The sequence below is a fragment of the Natrialba magadii ATCC 43099 genome (assembly GCF_000025625.1).
In the GTDB taxonomy this organism is placed as follows: Archaea; Halobacteriota; Halobacteria; order Halobacteriales; family Natrialbaceae; genus Natrialba; species Natrialba magadii.
The window spans coordinates 664,462-681,960 of the sequence record NC_013922.1; the positions used below are offsets into that span (position 1 = coordinate 664,462).

Sequence of the window (17,499 nt, forward strand, 5' to 3'; positions counted from 1 at the left end):
GTTATCGGAGCCGCCGGTACGCACGCAACAGCAGCGAGGCAGCCGTCCCGACGCCCGGAATTCGCGAGGAGAGAGCGGCAGCCCCGAGGAGGAAGAGCCCGCCTGCTCGTCGGCCGCGCATGAATTCCATCATCGCGTCGATCACCGTCGTCGCTGTGCTCGCCTTCGAGAGCGTGTCGACTCGAGTGTTTGTCGTTGTCATCGGTTCAGCGAACGGGCCCCGCGGCCAAACGCGAGTAGCCTGCACGTGCCGAGTGGGTGGCTGTTAGTGCGTTACAACGGTTGGCAACACCGAGCTATCATCGGAACGCGACAGCCAGACCGCGCCGTGGCATGTCACCCCGCGGACGATAGATTCAGGTTCCTTCTCCGAGACGACTCGATAGACACCACTCACAGATGCCCACACACCACACAGATTCGTTCAACGTTCTCGAGACCAGCGTCGCAGCCGTTCACGACGCGATGGCCGACGGCGCGGTCACCGCCGAGGAACTCGTCGAGCACTACCTGGCACGAATCGACGCCTACGACGACGAGCTGAACGCGATCCTGACGGTGAACGACCGGGCTCGCGACCGTGCGCGCGACCTCGACGCACAGTTCGATCGCGACGGGTTCGTCGGGCCGCTCCACGGCGTTCCGACGATCATTAAGGACAACCACGACACCCACGACATGCCGACCACCGCGGGCTCGACGACGCTCGCAGACTCTCAGCCGTCGCGGGACGCGTTCATCGTCGACCAGCTTCGGGAGGCCGGTGCGATCATCATTGCGAAGGCGAACCTGCAGGAACTCTCCTTCGGTGTCGACACGATCAGTTCGCTCGGCGGCGCGACGCGAAACGCCTACGATCTCGAGCACCGGCCGTCCGGCTCGAGTGGCGGCACAGCCGCGGCTATCGCCGCGAACCTGGGCCTCATCGGAACCGGCACCGACACCTGCTCGTCGAATCGCTCACCGCCCGCGTTCAACGATCTCGTCGGCGTTCGACCGACCAGAGGCCTGTGCAGCCGAACCGGGCTCGTCCCCCTCTGCGAAACGCAGGACACGCCCGGCCCCATCGCACGAACCGTCGACGACGCCGCACGACTGCTCGAGGTCATGGCCGGCTACGATTCCGAGGACCCGGTCACGGCCAGAGGCGTCGGACAGGTTCCCGACGACGGCTACACCGCCCACCTCGATGCGGACGGGCTCGACGATGCCAGAATCGGGATCGCCCGGCAGTTCTTCGGACTCCAGGGCGATGCTGACGAGTACGACGCCGTCTCCGAGGACGACGCGGCTGCCGTGACGAGCGTTCTCGAGGACGCCATCGACGACCTCGAAGCAGCCGGCGCGACGATCGTCGATCCGGTCGACGTCGTCGACACGAACTGGCTCCTGAGCGCTCGCGTGCTCGCATACGAGTTTGCGCGGGACTTCGACGGGTATCTCGAGACGCTCGGCGATGCTTCCCCACAGGAGTCGCTCGCGGCCGTCGTCGACTCCGGGGAACTTGCGCCGTCGATCGAGGCCCGATTCGAGGGTGGCGACATCCTCGGAACCGACCAGGACTCGCTCGACGACAACACGGGCTACCTCCGCCGACTCGAACGTCGCAGAGAACTCCGCGATACGGTTCTGGCGACGCTCGCGGAGCACGACCTCGACGCCTTGCTATACCCGCCCTCGACGGTTCCGCCGATCACCGTCGACGACCACCAGCCGTTCGAAGAGATGAACTGCGAGCTTTCGGCACACACTGGCTTGCCCGCCATCGTCACCCCTGCCGGGTTCACCGACGACGGGCTCCCGGTTGGACTCGAGTTACTCGGCCGGGCGTTCGCCGAGCCGCGGCTGTTCGAACTCGCGTACGCGTTCGAGCAGGCGACGGACAATCGGATGCCGCCAGCGCGATTCGGGGCACTCGAACTCGAGTAGGCGATCCGTTCGACGAACCCAACGAGCCCGACGAGCCCGACGGGCCGAGCAAACGTATATTCCAGTTCGTGAGACAATACGGGTATGTCACGCGAGCGCTACGAAACGGCTGGGATCGGCGAGGCGGCACTCACGCGGCTGTCGGCGACCGAACTCGCGAGTCGCATTAGGGAGGGTGAGGTAACCGCCACCGAGGCAGTCGAGGCACACCTCGACCAAGTCGACGCGCGCGACGACGAGATCAACGCCTTCGTCACCGTCTGCGCTGACGAGGCGCGCGAGGCAGCCGCCGAAGCGGACCGGGTACTCGAGTCCGCCGAGGCTGACGCCCCGGATGGGTGCGACGACAGCGACGGCGGAAACGGCGACGACGGCGACGAACAGATCGGCCCCCTCCACGGCGTCCCAATCGCGCTCAAGGACCTCGGCTCGCTGAAGGAGAGCCTGCCCTACACCTTCGGCTCGGCACTGTTTTCCGACTTCGTGGCACCCAAAACGGCCGTCACCGTCGCGCGACTCGAGGAGGCCGGTGCGATCGTGCTCGGGACGACGAACACGCCCGAGTTCGGCCACAAGGGGACGACGACCAACGACGTGATCGGGGCGACGGCGTCGCCGATCGACACCGAACTGAACGCGGGCGGCTCTTCCGGCGGCTCCGCGGCGGCGGTCGCAGCGGGGATGACACCTGTCGCGACCGGTAGTGACGCGGGCGGTTCGCTTCGCATTCCGGCAGCCGCCTGCGGCGTCTACGGCTTCAAGCCGACGTTCGGTCTCGTGCCCTCGGTCAGCAGACCCAATGGCTTCGGCCGGGCGCGCCACCACGTCACGAAGGGGCCGCTCTCGCGCACGGTTGCCGACTCTGCCGCGCTCCTCTCAGAGATGGCTGGCCACCATCCGGACGACCCCGAGAGCGTTCCCGTCGATATCGCGTTTCGGGACGCTGTGCAGGAGCCCTCAACCGACCTGCGGATCGCCTACAGCCCGGCTCTCGACGTCTTCCCGGTCACGGACGCGGTTCGCACAGTCGTCGACGACGCGGTGGCGTCGCTCGAGGACGCAGGTGCCACCGTCGAGGAGGTTGCTGTCGATCACGGCTACGAACTGGACGAACTCATCGAGGCGGTGATCCCGACGTTCACGACCTCGATGCTCGAGAGCGCTACCGTCACCGCGGAGTCTCACGGGATCGACCTGCGCGAGCACCCCGAGACAGTTACTGACAGCCTGCTCCGGATGCTCGAACTGGGCGAGCAGTACGGCCCCGCCGACATCGCCCGCTCGGATATCGCCCGGACAGCCATCTTCGACGCCGTACAGGAGGTGCTGTCCGAGTACGACCTGCTCGCGACGCCAACCCTCTCGCGCGCCGACGTTGGCCTCCACGAAGACCTCGACGCAGAAGCCTGGGAGTGGCCGCTCACCTGGCCGTTCAACTGGACCGGCCACCCCGCCGCCTCCGCACCTGCCGGGCTCACGGAGGCAGGACACCCCGTCGGACTCCAGCTCGTCGGCCCCCGCTTCGGAGACGATACCGTGCTCGCCGGGAGCACGGTACTCGAGTCCCAGCGTCCCTGGGACCACCTGTACGACTGACGCTGGGGCGACAGTACTGTGCGAAAAGCCGGTGGCACGCGCTCACACACTGTCTTTGCACGCCGCCGCAACCCCAATCCATTTTCGCATCCCGTTCCTCCCGTCGGATATGGCAGCCGACAACGCCGACCAAATCGCACCAGAGACGTGTCCGACCGCAGCCGGCATGCCGATGCTCGGCCTGGGAACCTGGCAGAACGACTCGCCCGAGGAGTGCGCCGAAAGCGTTCGCACCGCACTCGAGATGGGCTACCGTCATATCGACACCGCCCAGGCCTACGACAACGAGGAAGCCGTCGGCGAGGGAATCGCCACAGCCGACGTCGACCGCGAGGATGTCTTCCTCGCGACCAAGGTCTGGCTCTCGAATCTCGCGTCCGACGACGTACTCGAGACGGCCCGCGAGAGCATCGACCGTCTCGGCGTCGACTACGTCGACCTGCTGTACGTCCACTGGCCGGCCCGAACGTACGACCCGGCGGAGACGCTGGACGCGTTCTCGGAACTCTACGAGGAGGGGCTCATCGAGAACGTCGGCGTGAGTAACTTCCTGCCCGAGCAACTCGACGAGGCCGTCGAGCGCTGTGACGCCCCGATTCACGCAAATCAGGTGGAACTGCACCCGCTGCTTCCTCAAGCGGACATTCGCGACGCCTGCGCAGAGCACGATATCGAAGTCGTCGCCTACTCGCCGATCGCTCGCGGCGACGTCTTCGACCAGCCCGAGATTCAGGAGATTGCTGACAAACACGACGTCAGCGAGGCGCAGGTCAGCCTCGCCTGGCTACGCGAGACGGGCGTTACCGCCATTCCGAAAGCGACCGGCGAGGAACACATCCGAGACAACTGGGAGTCGCTCGTACTCGAGTTAGACCAGGAGGACATCGAGACGATTGACGCAATCGACGAGACGGACCGAAAGGTCGATCCAGACTTCGGTCCCTGGAACTGAGTCGCCGGGTAGTCAGGCTGAGTGTATATGTACTACTATGCTGACATATACATGGAGCGGAAAAACAGGAAAGGAGGAAAGTTTACGGTACGTCAGTTTTTTGGCTCAGGTATGTCCACCCGCACGCAACGTGGTGGCGGTGGCGGGATCGTCGGCGCGATCAGAGCCGACCTCGATCAGTTACACGGTGCCTGGATGGAACTCGTCTTTCCACGACAGCGTGGTCGCGGCCACTCCGTGATGGGGAAGTGGCGTCCCGAGACGCTTCCACAGAAGATCGCCTACTACGCCTGGAGCGCCTTCGGCACGCTCGGGCTGTTGATCCTGTACCCGCTTACCGTCATCGGCTTTGCTACCCGCTACTATGCGGCGAAACTCGACTCGACGCGAACCCGCCTCGGCATCGTCGGCGTGACAGCCATCGCGCTGCTCGTCTGGGGGACGCTGACGGTGATCGCACACCTCCAGTTGCCGGTCGAAGAGACCATCGCGATCGGTGCCGCAAGCGCCGTCGCGACGATTTCGACCGCGCTCGCGGCCGGCACGTCCAAGGTCGGCGGCCGACCCGTCTCCGTGCTGTTTGCCTACCCGTTCGCGATGACGGCGCTGTTTCTGCCGCCGGTCGTCGCCGCGCTCGTCACGCCGTCACTCGAGGGCGTCGTGCTCGAACCGAGCTACGACTTCGCGGCCTGGGCGCTCGATAACGTCCTCCACGTCGGTGGACTCAACGAGTTCCTGCGCGCGAACTACGAACTCGAAGGGGCTGCCTACGCGGCGATGTGGGTGGGGATCTCCTTCCCGCTTGGCTGGTTCCTCGGAATCGTCGTCGCACTGGCGAACCTGGTGCGCCCGTCCGAGTAGTCGGCGCGAGCGCTTGCGGTTTCTTCTCGTTCAACGAACAGTCTGTTTCGATAGCGTTACGCTGTTTCAGTCCCAAGTATCGGGTATGGAACTCGACCTGCCGAAGACGATCGCCGCGTTCGTCCTGATCATCGCGCTCGGAACGGCCGGGTTGATGACGATGCCGATGGGGATGGCCCCAGACACGATTCTGATGATGGTCATGCCCTCGATGGTGATCTTTGGCGCGATCATGCTCGTACTCGGAATCAAGCACGGCGAGTACCGCGCGACGAACTGAGCCTGCACTGTCACTGAGGCCGCCGTCGTTCGCACGGAACGCAGTTTTCGCGCTTATTGATATTGAAGTACACCGCCCGAGAGCGGGCGGCTCCTTGATGGGACTCGAAAGTCGAGGACGACGCAAAAGGAACAGATCGCTCACCCGGTCGTCATTTCACCTACATCACATGTAGCCGAGGTCGCGCAGCCGCTCCATTAGATCCTCCTTGTCCTGGGCGCGGCCCGCGCGTTCGGTCGTTTCCTCTAGGTCCTGCAGCCAGGCCGGTTCTTCGTCGCTCTTCTCTGTACTCACTTCGCTCCCGAGCGAGCGGAAGCCGGCGAAGTACTTCGGCGACACCGGGATGTCGTCCTGCGTGAGGTCGTTCGGCAGGTCCGTATCACTCTGTGGCACGTAGCCCTCGTCCGGGAACTCCGAGACGGTGTCTGGCACGACGAAGTTCCAGAACGCCTCCCACACCGCCGCCTCGTCGAACTGCAGGATGGGCTGGACGCGGTCGTGTGGCGGATAGATGTCCGGATCGTGACGCGGCGAGAAGAACGTCTCGTCGGCGCGCGCCTCCTGTTCGTCCCAGCGGACGCCCGAGATGACGCCGTCGACGTCGTGCTCTTCCAGCGCGTTGTTCAGCGCCACCGTCTTCAGCAGGTGGTTGCCCACATAGGTGTCGAGCAGGAACGGGAACGTCTCCTCCTCGTACTCGAGTATGTTCTCGACGTGGTGCTGGTTGTGCTCGGAGAGCCCCGAGATGTCGATGTCGTCGCCGGGTTCGAGGCCGTGCTCGTCGACGTACTCGCCGACGTCCTCGTTGCGGGCGTAGATGACGTCGAGGTCCCACTCGTCCGCCCAGTGGTCGACGAAGCCGTGGATTTCGTCGAAGTGCTGGTAGTGGTCGATGAAGATTGCAGGCGGGACTTCGAGGTCGTAGCGCTCTGCGACCTGGCTGACGAAGTAGAGGACGAGCGTGGAGTCCTTGCCGCCGGTCCACATGACCGCGGGGTTCTCGTACTGCTCGAGTCCCTGGCGGGTGACCTCGATCGCCTTCTCGATCTTGTCGTTGATGTGTGGATAGTCGACGGGGTCCTCGCTGGAGCCGTCGTCGTAGTCGACGCTGACGTAGTCGGGGAAGTTCTCGCTCATCTCGTAATTAGATATAATTACCACGGTAAAACGCTTTGGGGGACCGGAAACCTCTGTCGGGATCTCGGGCCATCCTATGCACTGGTTAACGGCGGTGCTTCGAGCTGTTCTTCCGGTTCGCTGTCGGCAAGGTGTTGCTGAAGCAGGCTGATGATCCGCTGTCCTGCCATCCCGTCGCCGTACGGTCGCGGAGTCGACTTCGGTTCCCAATCCGTCGTGAGCGCCTCGCGAATCGCAGCCGTCTCCGGACCGACGAGTCGGTTCCAGCCACACTCGACCGTTTCGACCCACTCGGTCTCCTCGCGTAGCGTCACACAGCGCGTCTCGAGGAAGAATGCCTCCTTCTGGACGCCGCCCGAATCTGTCGCCACTCGTTCTGCGGTGTCGAGCAGTCGGACGAAATCGAGGTAGCCGAGTGGCTCGATCAACTCGAGTTCGCTTGTCGCGCGCTCCCAGAGGCCGTGTTCTTGCAGCCGGTTGACGGTGCGCGGGTGGGCCGGGAAGACGACCGGCAGGGGTGCGTCGGTGAGACCGTCGAGTATTGCCGCAAGGTTCTCGGGATCGTCGGTGTTGCTCGCTCGGTGGACCGTCGCGAGGACGAACTCGTCGGGTTGTACACCGAGGTCGTCGAGGATGGTCGACTGATCAGCCGAGCGCTCGCGGGCGTCGAGGATGGCGTCGTACATCACGTCGCCGGTCCAGTAGACGTCGTCAGTAATGCCCTCGTCCGTCAGGTTTCGAATCGCGTCCCTGCTCGGGGCGAAACAAAGATCCGAGGCGTGGTCCGTCAGGATGCGGTTTATCTCCTCGGGCATCGACCGGTTGTTGCTCCGGAGTCCGGCCTCGACGTGTGCCACGGCGACATCGCGTTTCGAGCCGACGATTGCACCCGCGAGTGTCGAGTTCGTGTCGCCGTAGAGCAGGATCACGTCCGGGTCGGTCTCCTCGATGACGGGCTCGATCGCCGCGACCATCCGCGCAGTCTGTCGGCCGTGGGTGTCCGACTCGATGCCGAGGTTGTACTCCGGTTTGGGGATCTCGAGTTCGTCGAAGAAGACGTCGGACATCTCCTCGTCGTAGTGCTGGCCGGTGTGGACGAGGACCTCCTCGGCGACCTCGCGAAGCGTTCGGGAGACGACAGCGGCCTTGATGAACTGGGGTCTGGCCCCGACGATGGAACAGACGCGCATCAGTCCGCACGCACCCCCGTTACCTCGGCCGTCGCTGGATGTGCGCTCGGCTCGCTGTAGGACTCTGCGATGGACGTGATGATCTCGGTCAGGTTGACCATCTCCTCCGTGTAGCTGTCGCGTCGCTTCGCCCACGTCTCGGCCGTTGACTCGTCCGTAAGCAACTCCTGTGCGCGGGCGAGGACAGTCTCGAACTCGCTGCAGTTGTCGATGAGTCCGTGCTTCTCGAGTTCGAGGAAGTTCCCCATGTCGTCCTCGCCGACGAAGGAGTTCGAGCGGATCGCGGGCGTGCCGAGCAGGGCGGCCTCGGTGACCATCGTCTGTGTATCGGCAACGAATAGTTCTGCCTCCGCCAGCGCGTCGTGAATTCGGGCGGGATGGAGGTCGTACGGACGCACGTCGAGATCGTCGAGATCGTCGAGTTCCAGATCCCCGCCCTCGTCCGAGACGAAGACGGTCGCGTGGTCGGCGAGCGCCGACAGCAGCTGCCGGCGCTGCTCGACAGAGAACCCGCGCTTGCCGACGTCGTGGTGACCGTTAAACGCGTTGAGCCTGACGATGACGTACGGTTCGTCCGCGTCGACGCCGAGGTCTGCTCTGACCGATTCGTCCGCCTCGAAGACGTCGGGGTGGAGGTACGCCGATTCTTTGAAGCCCCGGAACCGGTAGTGTTTCGAGCCGAGATCCTTTCGGAACGCCTCGGGTGTCAAAATTGCGCGCACGAAGGGCTTCGAAACCACGTGGTCGAGCGAGGGCTCGGAGTCGAGAACGGCGACCGCTGGCGCGCGCGTAATCGTGCCCGTGTAGGCAGCGTAGGGTCCAATTCCGAAGACGACGTCTGGATCGAACTGCCGTGCCCGGCGAGCAATCATCGAGAGGTGCGCCGGCACCTCCCAGAGCAGCGACTGGAGCGAGTCGCTGCGGTCGCCGTAGGTTTCGTAGGGCACGTCGTGATACGAGAGCAACGCTTCGGTACACTCGTCTCCCCGCGCGAGCACGAGCACCTCGTGACCCGCATCCTCGAGCCGTGACACGGTGTGTTTGTACAGGTGGACGTGTGCCGGCGTGTTGTTAAAGAAGAGACAGCGCACGACGGATCACCTCGTGAATCATGCACTCTCGGCTTCTCGTAGCGACCCTATCGTTATCAGCGCGCTACCGAGAAGAAGCACGTGACTGGCCTGAAAGTCTTGTTTTCGAATACATCAGGCCAAAATACGACGAGGGTAACTGTGACCAGTCGGTCACCGTGCGTGAGAGAAAACGCGTCGAAAGAACTGACTACCGCGTTTGCACGGACTGTTCAGGATGCGTAACCGACTGAAAGGGCGAACCATCACCGTACTCCACAGGTCCGTTTCGGAAACTGCGACTGGTAGTCGACTGCTGGCGTCTGACCGACGCAGTGATACGGCGTGCTTACAGACGGAAAACGACGACTACCGACACTCGCCCCCTGATAGCGCTCCAACGGCAGCACTGCTATTCACCGCCTCGACTGCAAGTGTCGGTTCGGTCTTATCTCCCTGATTGGACGGATTGACCCACCCCGATGCTCGGGTCCACCCAGTCTCGTGAGCCCGGTCCGCTGACGAGGGAGGAACTCGAGTAGCAGGCAAATAGCGAACCACTCAGCAGATGGGAGATACTGGACGCGAACAGCGAAGTGGCGCATTTTGGACGCCAGACGGAAAGTTATTTTAGCAAACTAGTATTCATCATCGAATAGTATGGTCCCCGATCCTCCCTCGCTTACCCGCCGGCAACTCCTCGCAGGTGCCGCTGGGGGCGTCGGGCTTACCGGCAGCGCGGTCGTCGCACTCGGTGCAACGCGGCCGACGGCGTTGCCGAACAGTCTGGTCGATGTCGCGACGAACTACTATCCAAAGCCCCCCGCACCGAGTGAGCTCTGGCAGCCGACAGTAACCGAGGCGCACGCGCGTATGGCGGTCGAGTTACTCGCAGAGACTGAGGCGGAATCACTCGAGCGCTGGGACGAGATCGATGCCGACGAGCGGCGGATGCGAAGTTCAGGCGGCTGGCTCGGGACTGCAGAGGACTCACTCGCAGACGGTGAGTACAACGAGGCACTGTCGAACGCCAGGTATGGGATGCAACTCGCCGGGGAACACCTGGGAGAGGCACGGGCAAAACAGGATGCTGTTACACTCGAGGAACTCGCCGAGCGGTCGTTCGAACTTCTCGATCGTATCGATGCAGTCATCGCCGATATCGACGGCTATCCGGTCCTCAACCCGGAGCGTGATCTCGCCTGGTACGTCCAGATCGAGTCCGAACTGCAGGTGGGACGAGGACGAGCAGGATGGACTGATCTCGAGGCGTTCGATGAGTCTGGTACTGAGAGCGGTGATGGTGACGGTGATGAGAAAGGTGGAGGTAGTGGCAGTGAGAATGGGAGTGATCAATCTGGAGACGCTGATGAGACCGACAACACGCCCGACATCGACGACTACGACCCCGGCCACGTTGGCGACATTACCGCCGGCCTCCTGCAGGCCGAAATCCACGTCGAAACCGCCGAACGCTACCGCGACCGCCTGTGGGACGACGTTGGCGTCGATGGCGGCGACGCTGCCGAGGCCAGCCCGCATGCCGACCACCTCGAAACCGTTCGTGATGAGTTGTCCGAGGAACTCGAGTCCATGCCTACACGCGACGAGGTGCAGTCGTCGTATCTCGAGGACGATGCGGAGGGGAAGCGCTACGGCCCCTACGAGTTCGCACACGACCGCCTCGCCCGGTGGGTGTTTCCAGCCGGAACGCCGGTTCCGTGGCGCGGGTCGGTCGACGACGACTTTCTGTTGGTGCAGGTACTCGGGCTGAGCCGAGGCCTGGCCGACTGGCGAGCCCACGAATTCGCAGTCGAAAACCTCGTCATCGAACCAGCCGACGACGATTTTGATCCCGGTCACCTGCTGGACGAACAACGGAGAGCGCGCTCGACGTACGAGTCAACCATCGAAGCAAATCAGACGCCGTTTCTGGTTGTCTTCTCCGAGCAGGGGATTGGAGACCTCCGAGTGACAGATGTGAGTCGGAGTTCGTGGGACGGATACGAGGATGAAGAGGGAGCGTGGACGCCCTGGAACGAGCGTATACAGAACTATCTGCACGCACTTCTGGGTCGAGCGAGGCTGCGCGAGTACCCCGAGCTGTACGATCGACTTGTCGCTGGTGAGTGAGCAGGTGGTGCAGATGGCCGACTACCAGAGGTGTGAGCGACGAGGGAGCATCGCCACTCGATGACGAGGAATCAGCGGGAGAACTGTCCGTGACCCGTTAGTCGCTGATGAACTTGTTGTCGCGCCAGTTGACACCGGACTCGCCGGAGCCGTGGTCGCGTGGTCCCTCGACGACTTCGATGTCCGCCGGTCGCGTCTCGCCGTCGACAATTCGGGTTGCTTCGAGCTCGCCGTCGCGCTCCGAAATCGCCGTCAGCGTCCCCTTCTCGGCCGCCGATGCGATCTCACAGAGCACGAGGAACATCTCGTACTGCAACAGCGAGTTCTGGAGCACCGTCTCGCGGTCGCCCTTGAACGCAGCGTACTCGACGAGTTCGGACTCGATCTCCTCTTCTTCCTCCTCGTCCCAGCTAAAGGACTTCTGGCGGCGCTCGTCCGGATCCTCCTCGTAGACCCGGTTCTCCGTGACGCTCGCTTTCAACTGGGCCGTTGGCGTGTACTTGCTGACCGACTGATCCTCGGCGACCGCCTTGAGGATCAGCGTATTGTTGCGTCGCGTGATCTCTACATCGTCAATGCCGTCCGGGTAGGCGGCCTCGTCGATGTGGTCGCGGAGATCTTCGAGTGGCAGTTCGAGCGTCGAGTGGAGCCGATAAACGTGTCTGGATTCCTCTGTTGACATAGTGGGAAGGTGTGAAGCGACAGTCGTTGAGTGATACTACGGGCGCGGGGCTTATATGACCTGCCATTGCGACCGTGAGTGACAGGTCCGCCTGGCCGGTCGTCAGCCAGTCGGTTGCTCGGTAGAGAGCTGTGAATCGGACCGCCGGCGATTACGCCGAGTTCAGCGTCTCTGCAAGCTCGCCGCGCTCCTCGAGTTCCGCGAGAATGTCCGACCCGCCGACGAACTCACCGTCGACGTACGTCTGCGGAATGGTCTCCCAGCCGCTGTGCTCGTTGAGCGCGACGCGGTACTCGTCGAGGGACTCGAGTACGTCGACGGTTTCGAAGTCCTCGCGGTGCTCGGAGATGAGGCCGAGCGCGCGACGGGAGTAGCCACACTGGGGCATGAGTTCGGTGCCCTTCATGAAGAGGACGACATCGTTGTCGGCGATGGTTTCCTCGACCTGTTCGGTGACTTCCTCCTGATCGAGACCCTGGTTTGGTGGAAAGTCCATTGTCGAGTAGCAGTATGTTCGTGAGTGGGATAGACCTTGCGTCCACGGGTGGCTTCTGTGACGAGTGAGTGGACGTCGGTGTGAGTAGACGTGGGCGTGAGTGGACGTGGGTGGACGAGTGGAAAAGCCACCACCAGTTCCAGTCAGTACAGCGGCGACTCAGTCCGCGGCCGTCGCCGGTGCGTCGCTCTCTGCGCTCGCAGAGCGCCAGTAGCCCTGAATGTACGCGCCGACGAACATGCCGGCGATGCCGTAGAGGATGGTGATGTTACCGACGCCGAGGCTGGCGTAGGCCGCGCCGGGACAGATACCCGACAGGCCCCAGCCGACGCCGAAGATGCCGCCGCCGATGACGACGTTCCTGTCGAGGGTCTTCAGCCGGCGGCCGTAGACAGCACCCGTCAGCGGAGCCGTGCTGCGGAACTGCTTGATCCCGAAGAACGTGATGCCGGTGACGACGGCGGCACCGAACATCACGAATAGGAGCCCGAAGTCCTCAAACTGGAGGAAGTTGAGGACGACTTCCGGCTGGGCCATGTGGCTAAAGCCGAGGCCGAAACCGAAGATCAGTCCGCCGACGAAGACCAGCGGCAGAAACAGCGAATGCTGTTCGTGCTCGGCGCTCATTATGGGTTCACCCCCAGCGCCGCAACGAGCTGTGCGACGCCGATCGCGATCAACAGGAACGTCGCGACCCCGACGAACGAGGCACTCGAGGCGGAGCCGACGCCACAGACGCCGTGGCCGGAGGTACAGCCTTTACCCAGGCGGGTCCCGATACCGATGAGAACCCCGCCGAGGAACAGCCGCCAGGGCTGAACTTCGGTGAGCCACAGGGTCAGACCGCCGACCTCCAGGAACTCACCCGTGGTCGCGGGCTGGTGGAGCGAACTCGAGACGAGTCCGGACTGGAACGTTGCGGCGTAGACGAACGCGCCGGCGACGATGCCGAGGGTGAAGACGACGCGCCAGTCGCGCGACGGACGATACTGCTGGAAGCGCGAGAGACCCGAGGCGTACGATAGCGTCGACTCGAGGAACGTGCTCGCGCCGGCCGGAATTGCGGTGCCGAGGTAGATCACGGCGACACCGAGCCCGACGAAGAGGCCGCCGAGCGCGTAGTGTTCGATCCCGTTCGGAAACAGGTCGCCGAACGCGAGTGCGAGGAATGAGAGTGAGAGTGAGAGTGAGATGCTCATCACTCGCGGGAAGGGCACCGCTGCGTATAAATGCTACAGACGCAGGGAAAATTGTAGGCGTCGATGACGCCGAGAGCGGCGTCCGATGTGGCGACCGATGAGAGCGTCAGTCAGCGATCGGCTGTGTAGTCAAGATATCGAGCTTCTCTGCCGTGTACCCGAAGACGTCCTCGTAGCCGTTCGAGGACATGAGAATCGGGTAGAACGCCTCGTCAGCGATTTGCGTTTCGCCATCGGCGGCCGCGAAGGGATCGCCCGCTGGGACTTTGGTGAAGTTGTCGACGAAGACCTCGTAGGTGTCTGCCTGCTCCTTCTGAATGACATCGGTGAGCCGGAATACCGGCAGGTCACGTTGAACGGTGTCTCCCGGCAGCGCACCCACAGCGGTCAGGAACGCTCGTGTGAGTCGGTCTGCGTTTTCCGCTGCGGTCTCTGTCCCCTGGAGTCCACACTCGACTTCGATCGTCTGGGCAGCGGAAAAGAGCCGTCCCTCTGCGAACATGCTCGTCTCGACCATCGCGGCTACCGGTAACTGCGGACACAGCTCCGTTGCCCGCTCCGTAATCTCGTTGACAATCGCGAACGGTTCCGCATGGCTCTGGGTCGAGTGCATCGAGAACGCCAGACAGTCGTCGAGTTCGTTCACCAGTTCGCTTGCAAGTTCGGCTTCATGGGTTTTGGCGTCTGGGTCGCCCGGGAACGCACGATTCAGATCTTCATCGACGAAGCGGACCTGACGCTCGAGTGCCTTCTCGTTTGCCACGATCAATTTGACCGGCCGCTTGACCGCAGGTCGCTCGTCGAGTAATCGTTCGACCGCCCGAACACCACAGGGTTCGTCGCCGTGAACGCCGGCCACGACCGCAATCTCCGGCGTTCCCGACCCGAGCTGTGCAACTTTCATTACGGTATGATTTGTGCTTCGACCCCAAAGGAGATTCGATCTCCGAAGGTGATTTCGGTGCGTTGACACGCCGTTCCTCCCGAAGCGGCTGATTGAACAGCGCTGCAGGCTCGAGAGTGATCGTCGTCGCAGACGGATCGTTGTGACGTTTTGTCGAAGACCGCTCGGCCGGGGAAGCGATTACCGGTACCAAATCACAACAGACCATCTCACTCCTCGAGTGCCGCCACGTACTCGTAGTCAGCGGGCCCCGCAATCGGTCGCTCGCCGTCAATCGGAATCCGCCAGTCATCGACTCGGGTCGGGTTCTCGAGTGCGTTCGTGAGCATGGTCCGGACTTCGAGCAGATCGACGCCGTAGAAGTCTCGCGGAACGCCCTGGAGATACTGGAGCGCGGTACGAAAGAGCGAGCGCAACCCCTCGTCGTTGCCGAAGTCGACCCGTTTGTAGACGCCGGCGGCGACCTGGACCATGCCGTGGCAGAACTGGCTCTCCGTGGAACCGCGGCCGTAGTTGTACCACTCGAGTTCGAAGCAGTCGTGGCTCTCGTGGTAGGCCCCGTCGTTGAAGAGTCGGACGCCGTGGCAGGTTGCGCGGCGGAGCGTGGCGTGTTCCCAGTGGCCGCCGTCGGTATCCGGACCTGTCCCAGCCTCACTCGTAGCCGGTACCCATCCAGTTGGCTCGTTCGCCGGCGGCCCGACCGACGGATCGTTCGTGTGCTCGTCCATGGGACTCGAGTGCACCTCCGAGTTCGAGCGAGTTAGTGGTGACTCCCGATGTAGCCCGATCCGCAGCCGCAGATACGTCAGGAGTTGGTCACTCACGCGATGGACGGCCTACCGCTCTCCGCGCTGAGCCACAAATACCCGGCTACAGCGCATCTGACGACCACTCCAGAGGCGGTGTCAGACACAGGTAAGCGAAGTGTTTATTTCGGTTGCGTCCAACGTCCGGATAGATGATCCATTCCTACGGACGGTGTCAGTGCTGTGGTGAGCGCCTTTACGAGAACGTCAGCGGCGGCTACCGCTGTCCGAACTGCCGAACCGACTACGCAGCCGATGTTCTCGAGTCCCGGCTCCCATAGCAGTGGCATGTGCTGAGTTGCGCTGGATGGGATTGGGGGGACTCGAGTAGGCGCCCCAGACGCTGTGTGCCGAATCGAGGTTAGACCCGACACGCAATCGCACGCCGCGTTCGCTGTGTCGCCGCGCCGGCCGTGATCGCACGGACGAGCGTCGTGGTGGGGCGGTAGGTGTGGCGCTCGTCCGAGTCACGGGTGACGAAGAGCTGCCAGAACCCGGGTGAGTGGAAGGTAAGCTGGCAGTAGCCGTCGGCGTTCGTGCGCGCGGTTTTCGACCCTGTTGCGGTTCGGACTGTTGCCCCTTCGACTGGGCGACAACTCGAGTCGCGAACGCGGATGGTGAGCGGGCGGCCGATGATGGCTTCGGTGTCTGCGAGGTCGACGGTGAGTTGTCTGCTGGTCGCCATGTATGTGGCCACACAGAGCCTCTCAAAAAAGCCGGTACCTGCTGCTTAAGGCTGTTCTGGGCGTGGTCGTGGGGATGGCAGTGTTCGAGACGGTCTGTGAGTGGATCGCTGGTGGAACTGCACAGTAAACCAGACGCAGGCGAGACGGGTGTGGTGGTTGTGAGACCAAAACCGGACCGTTTAACCCGGAGACCGACCAACTATGGCGTGCGTGCGAGGGTAGCCAAGCGGCCAACGGCGGCGGACTCAAGATCCGCTCGTGTAGACGTTCGTGGGTTCGATTCCCTCCCCTCGCATTGCAGTGAGGCGCACTCCGCGCCGAACGAAAATGCACGGAGGGATCGAATCAGGGAGCAACTCTGTTGCGACCGTGGTTCGAAGTTCGCGTTGCGAACTTCGGATCATACCGGGGTTCTGCGCCAACGGCGCAGGTTCTCGGGAATGGTTCGATTCCCTCCCCTCGCATCGCAACGAGGCACAAAGACGTGCCGAGTAAGATGCGGAAGATCAGCACGAAGCGATCTTCCCTCGCAAACTTCTCCGCAGACCAACATCAGTAGCGAGAGCACTGCCACAGAGACTAGTCCATGGCTCGGAGTGTAGCAATCGCCACCTCTTTTCAGGGCGGAACACCGATGAGTCTCAATGAGTAATCGCGACGGCGACGAGACGGCAACACAGCGCGAGGGCAGCGGGGCAACGGCACAGCGCAGGGACACTGCAGCGCCACGTCGGGCAACTGTCGCCACCGAGGCGGCCACCGCCGGTGCCGACATCGCCCACGACGCCTTCCGAACCGATCTCAACATCGAGTACAAGGACGGCAAAACGGACGTCGTCACGCAGTCCGACCGCGACGCCCAGGACGCCGTCATCGACGTCATTCGAGAGTTCTTCCCCGAAGACCCCATCGTCGGCGAGGAGAACGACGCGCTGAAAGCAGTCCCCGAAGAGGGCCCTGCGTGGATCATCGACCCCATCGACGGCACCAACAACTACGTCAACGAAATCCGCGCGTTCGGTACCGCTGTCGCCGCCGTCGTCGACGGCGAACCGGTCGCTGCGACAAACGTCTTCCCCGCACTTTCCGACACCTACCAGTTCGGCCCCGACGGCGTCTTCCGCAACGGCGAGGCGCTGTCGGTCAGCGGCCGCACCGACCCCGAAGCCAGCACCGTCTGTCCGACCTACTGGTGGGACTTCGACCAGCGAGACGAGTACACCGCCACCGCACGCGAACTCGTCACCCGCTTCGGTGACATCCGTCGCTTTGGCTGTGCTCAGCTCGAACTCGCGATGGTCGCGGCGGGGGCACTCGAGGGCGTCGTGACGAACAGGCGGGCGAACGCCTGGGACACGGTGGCCGGCGTCGGCATGATCCGCGAGGCGGGCGGCGTCGTGACGGATCTCGAAGGCGAACGCTGGCGTCACGACAGCGACGGACTGGTCGCATCGAACGGCGAGAGCGAGATTCACGAGGAGGTACTCGCGGCTGCGCGAGCGATCGAGAGCGAGGGGAACTGACCGCCGTCTCCGTGTTGGTGGCGTAGCAGAAAACGAAGAAAACCGGAAACGGTAA

At 63.2% G+C, this 17,499-nt stretch carries 19 protein-coding genes and 1 tRNA gene; 9 read left to right on the plus strand and 11 right to left on the minus strand.

Annotation, left to right across the window (positions count from 1 at the left end; translation table 11 throughout):
* Position 1: 1 nt before the first annotated feature.
* Positions 2–202: a hypothetical protein gene (locus tag NMAG_RS03140; RefSeq protein WP_004216412.1), complete on the minus strand. Its 201-nt coding sequence runs from the start codon at positions 200–202 to the stop codon at positions 2–4.
* A gap of 197 nt (positions 203–399) precedes the next feature.
* On the opposite strand from NMAG_RS03140, the gene NMAG_RS03145 reads away from it, so the two are divergent.
* From NMAG_RS03145 to NMAG_RS03165, 5 genes are all read left to right on the plus strand, one after another.
* Positions 400–1,929, plus strand: a complete 1,530-nt coding sequence (locus tag NMAG_RS03145) for an amidase (protein WP_004216413.1) — start codon at positions 400–402, stop codon at positions 1,927–1,929.
* Positions 1,930–2,013: 84 nt separating this feature from the next.
* Entirely contained in the window at positions 2,014–3,525 is a 1,512-nt protein-coding gene (locus NMAG_RS03150) for an amidase (protein ID WP_004216414.1), read from the plus strand.
* A gap of 109 nt (positions 3,526–3,634) precedes the next feature.
* Positions 3,635–4,477 carry an aldo/keto reductase gene (locus NMAG_RS03155; protein WP_004216415.1) on the plus strand — a complete coding sequence of 281 codons (843 nt, stop codon included), beginning with the start codon at positions 3,635–3,637 and terminating at the stop codon, positions 4,475–4,477.
* A 111-nt stretch (positions 4,478–4,588) separates the two neighbouring features.
* The gene (locus NMAG_RS03160; protein WP_004216416.1) at positions 4,589–5,338 is read left to right on the plus strand and encodes a hypothetical protein; all 750 of its coding nucleotides are present in this window, start codon (positions 4,589–4,591) and stop codon (positions 5,336–5,338) included.
* Positions 5,339–5,423: 85 nt separating this feature from the next.
* Positions 5,424–5,618, plus strand: a complete 195-nt coding sequence (locus tag NMAG_RS03165; RefSeq protein WP_004216417.1) for a DUF7333 family protein — start codon at positions 5,424–5,426, stop codon at positions 5,616–5,618.
* 165 nt (positions 5,619–5,783) lie between these two features.
* Here NMAG_RS03165 and NMAG_RS03170 read toward each other — a convergent pair whose 3' ends face one another.
* The 3 genes from NMAG_RS03170 to NMAG_RS03180 form a co-directional block, all read right to left on the minus strand.
* Positions 5,784–6,755, minus strand: coding sequence for a phosphoadenosine phosphosulfate reductase family protein (locus NMAG_RS03170; protein WP_004216418.1), 972 nt, complete (start codon positions 6,753–6,755; stop codon positions 5,784–5,786).
* Positions 6,756–6,829: 74 nt separating this feature from the next.
* Positions 6,830–7,945: a non-hydrolyzing UDP-N-acetylglucosamine 2-epimerase gene (gene wecB, locus NMAG_RS03175; RefSeq protein ID WP_004216419.1), complete on the minus strand. Its 1,116-nt coding sequence runs from the start codon at positions 7,943–7,945 to the stop codon at positions 6,830–6,832.
* Positions 7,945–9,036, minus strand: coding sequence for a DUF354 domain-containing protein (locus tag NMAG_RS03180; protein ID WP_004216420.1), 1,092 nt, complete (start codon positions 9,034–9,036; stop codon positions 7,945–7,947). Before NMAG_RS03180 ends, wecB begins: the two co-directional genes overlap by 1 nt.
* A gap of 639 nt (positions 9,037–9,675) precedes the next feature.
* Between NMAG_RS03180 and NMAG_RS03185 the strand changes: the two genes are divergently transcribed.
* Positions 9,676–11,148: a hypothetical protein gene (locus NMAG_RS03185; RefSeq protein WP_004216421.1), complete on the plus strand. Its 1,473-nt coding sequence runs from the start codon at positions 9,676–9,678 to the stop codon at positions 11,146–11,148.
* A 97-nt stretch (positions 11,149–11,245) separates the two neighbouring features.
* Here the strand turns inward: NMAG_RS03185 and NMAG_RS03190 are convergent, their stop codons facing one another.
* The 6 genes from NMAG_RS03190 to NMAG_RS03215 form a co-directional block, all read right to left on the minus strand.
* Positions 11,246–11,830, minus strand: coding sequence for a DUF7110 family protein (locus tag NMAG_RS03190; RefSeq protein ID WP_004216422.1), 585 nt, complete (start codon positions 11,828–11,830; stop codon positions 11,246–11,248).
* A gap of 151 nt (positions 11,831–11,981) precedes the next feature.
* The gene (locus NMAG_RS03195) at positions 11,982–12,326 is read right to left on the minus strand and encodes a glutaredoxin family protein (RefSeq protein WP_004216423.1); all 345 of its coding nucleotides are present in this window, start codon (positions 12,324–12,326) and stop codon (positions 11,982–11,984) included.
* Positions 12,327–12,485: 159 nt separating this feature from the next.
* On the minus strand, positions 12,486–12,953 hold the full coding sequence (locus NMAG_RS03200; protein ID WP_004216425.1) for a DUF6691 family protein: 468 nt from the start codon (positions 12,951–12,953) through the stop codon (positions 12,486–12,488).
* On the minus strand, positions 12,953–13,525 hold the full coding sequence (locus NMAG_RS03205) for a YeeE/YedE family protein (RefSeq protein ID WP_004216427.1): 573 nt from the start codon (positions 13,523–13,525) through the stop codon (positions 12,953–12,955). The genes NMAG_RS03200 and NMAG_RS03205 overlap by 1 nt, the downstream gene beginning before the upstream one ends.
* A 106-nt stretch (positions 13,526–13,631) precedes the next feature.
* On the minus strand, positions 13,632–14,429 hold the full coding sequence (locus NMAG_RS03210; RefSeq protein ID WP_004216428.1) for a M14 family metallopeptidase: 798 nt from the start codon (positions 14,427–14,429) through the stop codon (positions 13,632–13,634).
* 209 nt (positions 14,430–14,638) lie between these two features.
* A complete protein-coding gene (locus tag NMAG_RS03215) occupies positions 14,639–15,157 on the minus strand; it encodes a DUF309 domain-containing protein (protein ID WP_004216430.1) in 519 nt (172 codons plus the stop codon).
* Between the two features lie 230 nt (positions 15,158–15,387).
* Here NMAG_RS03215 and NMAG_RS22385 point away from each other — a divergent pair, with 230 nt between their 5' ends.
* Entirely contained in the window at positions 15,388–15,516 is a 129-nt protein-coding gene (locus tag NMAG_RS22385; protein ID WP_012996396.1) for a hypothetical protein, read from the plus strand.
* Positions 15,517–15,596: 80 nt separating this feature from the next.
* Here the strand turns inward: NMAG_RS22385 and NMAG_RS03220 are convergent, their stop codons facing one another.
* Entirely contained in the window at positions 15,597–15,920 is a 324-nt protein-coding gene (locus tag NMAG_RS03220; protein ID WP_004216432.1) for a peptidase associated/transthyretin-like domain-containing protein, read from the minus strand.
* Between the two features lie 213 nt (positions 15,921–16,133).
* Between NMAG_RS03220 and NMAG_RS03225 the strand changes: the two genes are divergently transcribed.
* A tRNA-Leu gene (locus tag NMAG_RS03225) sits at positions 16,134–16,216 on the plus strand.
* A 349-nt stretch (positions 16,217–16,565) separates the two neighbouring features.
* Positions 16,566–17,444, plus strand: coding sequence for an inositol monophosphatase family protein (locus tag NMAG_RS03230; RefSeq protein ID WP_004216434.1), 879 nt, complete (start codon positions 16,566–16,568; stop codon positions 17,442–17,444).
* The last annotated feature ends 55 nt before the right edge of the window (positions 17,445–17,499 follow it).

Bases quoted from the DNA above. Each gene is read 5' to 3' on its own strand.
- NMAG_RS03140 (WP_004216412.1), bottom strand. From the start codon at position 202: ATGACAACGACAAACACTCGAGTCGACACGCTCTCGAAGGCGAGCACA.
- NMAG_RS03145 (WP_004216413.1), top strand. From the start codon at position 400: ATGCCCACACACCACACAGATTCGTTCAACGTTCTCGAGACCAGCGTC.
- NMAG_RS03150 (WP_004216414.1), top strand. From the start codon at position 2,014: ATGTCACGCGAGCGCTACGAAACGGCTGGGATCGGCGAGGCGGCACTC.
- NMAG_RS03155 (WP_004216415.1), top strand. From the start codon at position 3,635: ATGGCAGCCGACAACGCCGACCAAATCGCACCAGAGACGTGTCCGACC.
- NMAG_RS03160 (WP_004216416.1), top strand. From the start codon at position 4,589: ATGTCCACCCGCACGCAACGTGGTGGCGGTGGCGGGATCGTCGGCGCG.
- NMAG_RS03165 (WP_004216417.1), top strand. From the start codon at position 5,424: ATGGAACTCGACCTGCCGAAGACGATCGCCGCGTTCGTCCTGATCATC.
- NMAG_RS03170 (WP_004216418.1), bottom strand. From the start codon at position 6,755: ATGAGCGAGAACTTCCCCGACTACGTCAGCGTCGACTACGACGACGGC.
- wecB (WP_004216419.1), bottom strand. From the start codon at position 7,945: ATGCGCGTCTGTTCCATCGTCGGGGCCAGACCCCAGTTCATCAAGGCC.
- NMAG_RS03185 (WP_004216421.1), top strand. From the start codon at position 9,676: ATGGTCCCCGATCCTCCCTCGCTTACCCGCCGGCAACTCCTCGCAGGT.
- NMAG_RS03190 (WP_004216422.1), bottom strand. From the start codon at position 11,830: ATGTCAACAGAGGAATCCAGACACGTTTATCGGCTCCACTCGACGCTC.
- NMAG_RS03195 (WP_004216423.1), bottom strand. From the start codon at position 12,326: ATGGACTTTCCACCAAACCAGGGTCTCGATCAGGAGGAAGTCACCGAA.
- NMAG_RS03200 (WP_004216425.1), bottom strand. From the start codon at position 12,953: ATGAGCGCCGAGCACGAACAGCATTCGCTGTTTCTGCCGCTGGTCTTC.
- NMAG_RS03205 (WP_004216427.1), bottom strand. From the start codon at position 13,525: ATGAGCATCTCACTCTCACTCTCACTCTCATTCCTCGCACTCGCGTTC.
- NMAG_RS03210 (WP_004216428.1), bottom strand. From the start codon at position 14,429: ATGAAAGTTGCACAGCTCGGGTCGGGAACGCCGGAGATTGCGGTCGTG.
- NMAG_RS03215 (WP_004216430.1), bottom strand. From the start codon at position 15,157: ATGGACGAGCACACGAACGATCCGTCGGTCGGGCCGCCGGCGAACGAG.
- NMAG_RS22385 (WP_012996396.1), top strand. From the start codon at position 15,388: ATGATCCATTCCTACGGACGGTGTCAGTGCTGTGGTGAGCGCCTTTAC.
- NMAG_RS03220 (WP_004216432.1), bottom strand. From the start codon at position 15,920: ATGGCGACCAGCAGACAACTCACCGTCGACCTCGCAGACACCGAAGCC.
- NMAG_RS03230 (WP_004216434.1), top strand. From the start codon at position 16,566: ATGAGTAATCGCGACGGCGACGAGACGGCAACACAGCGCGAGGGCAGC.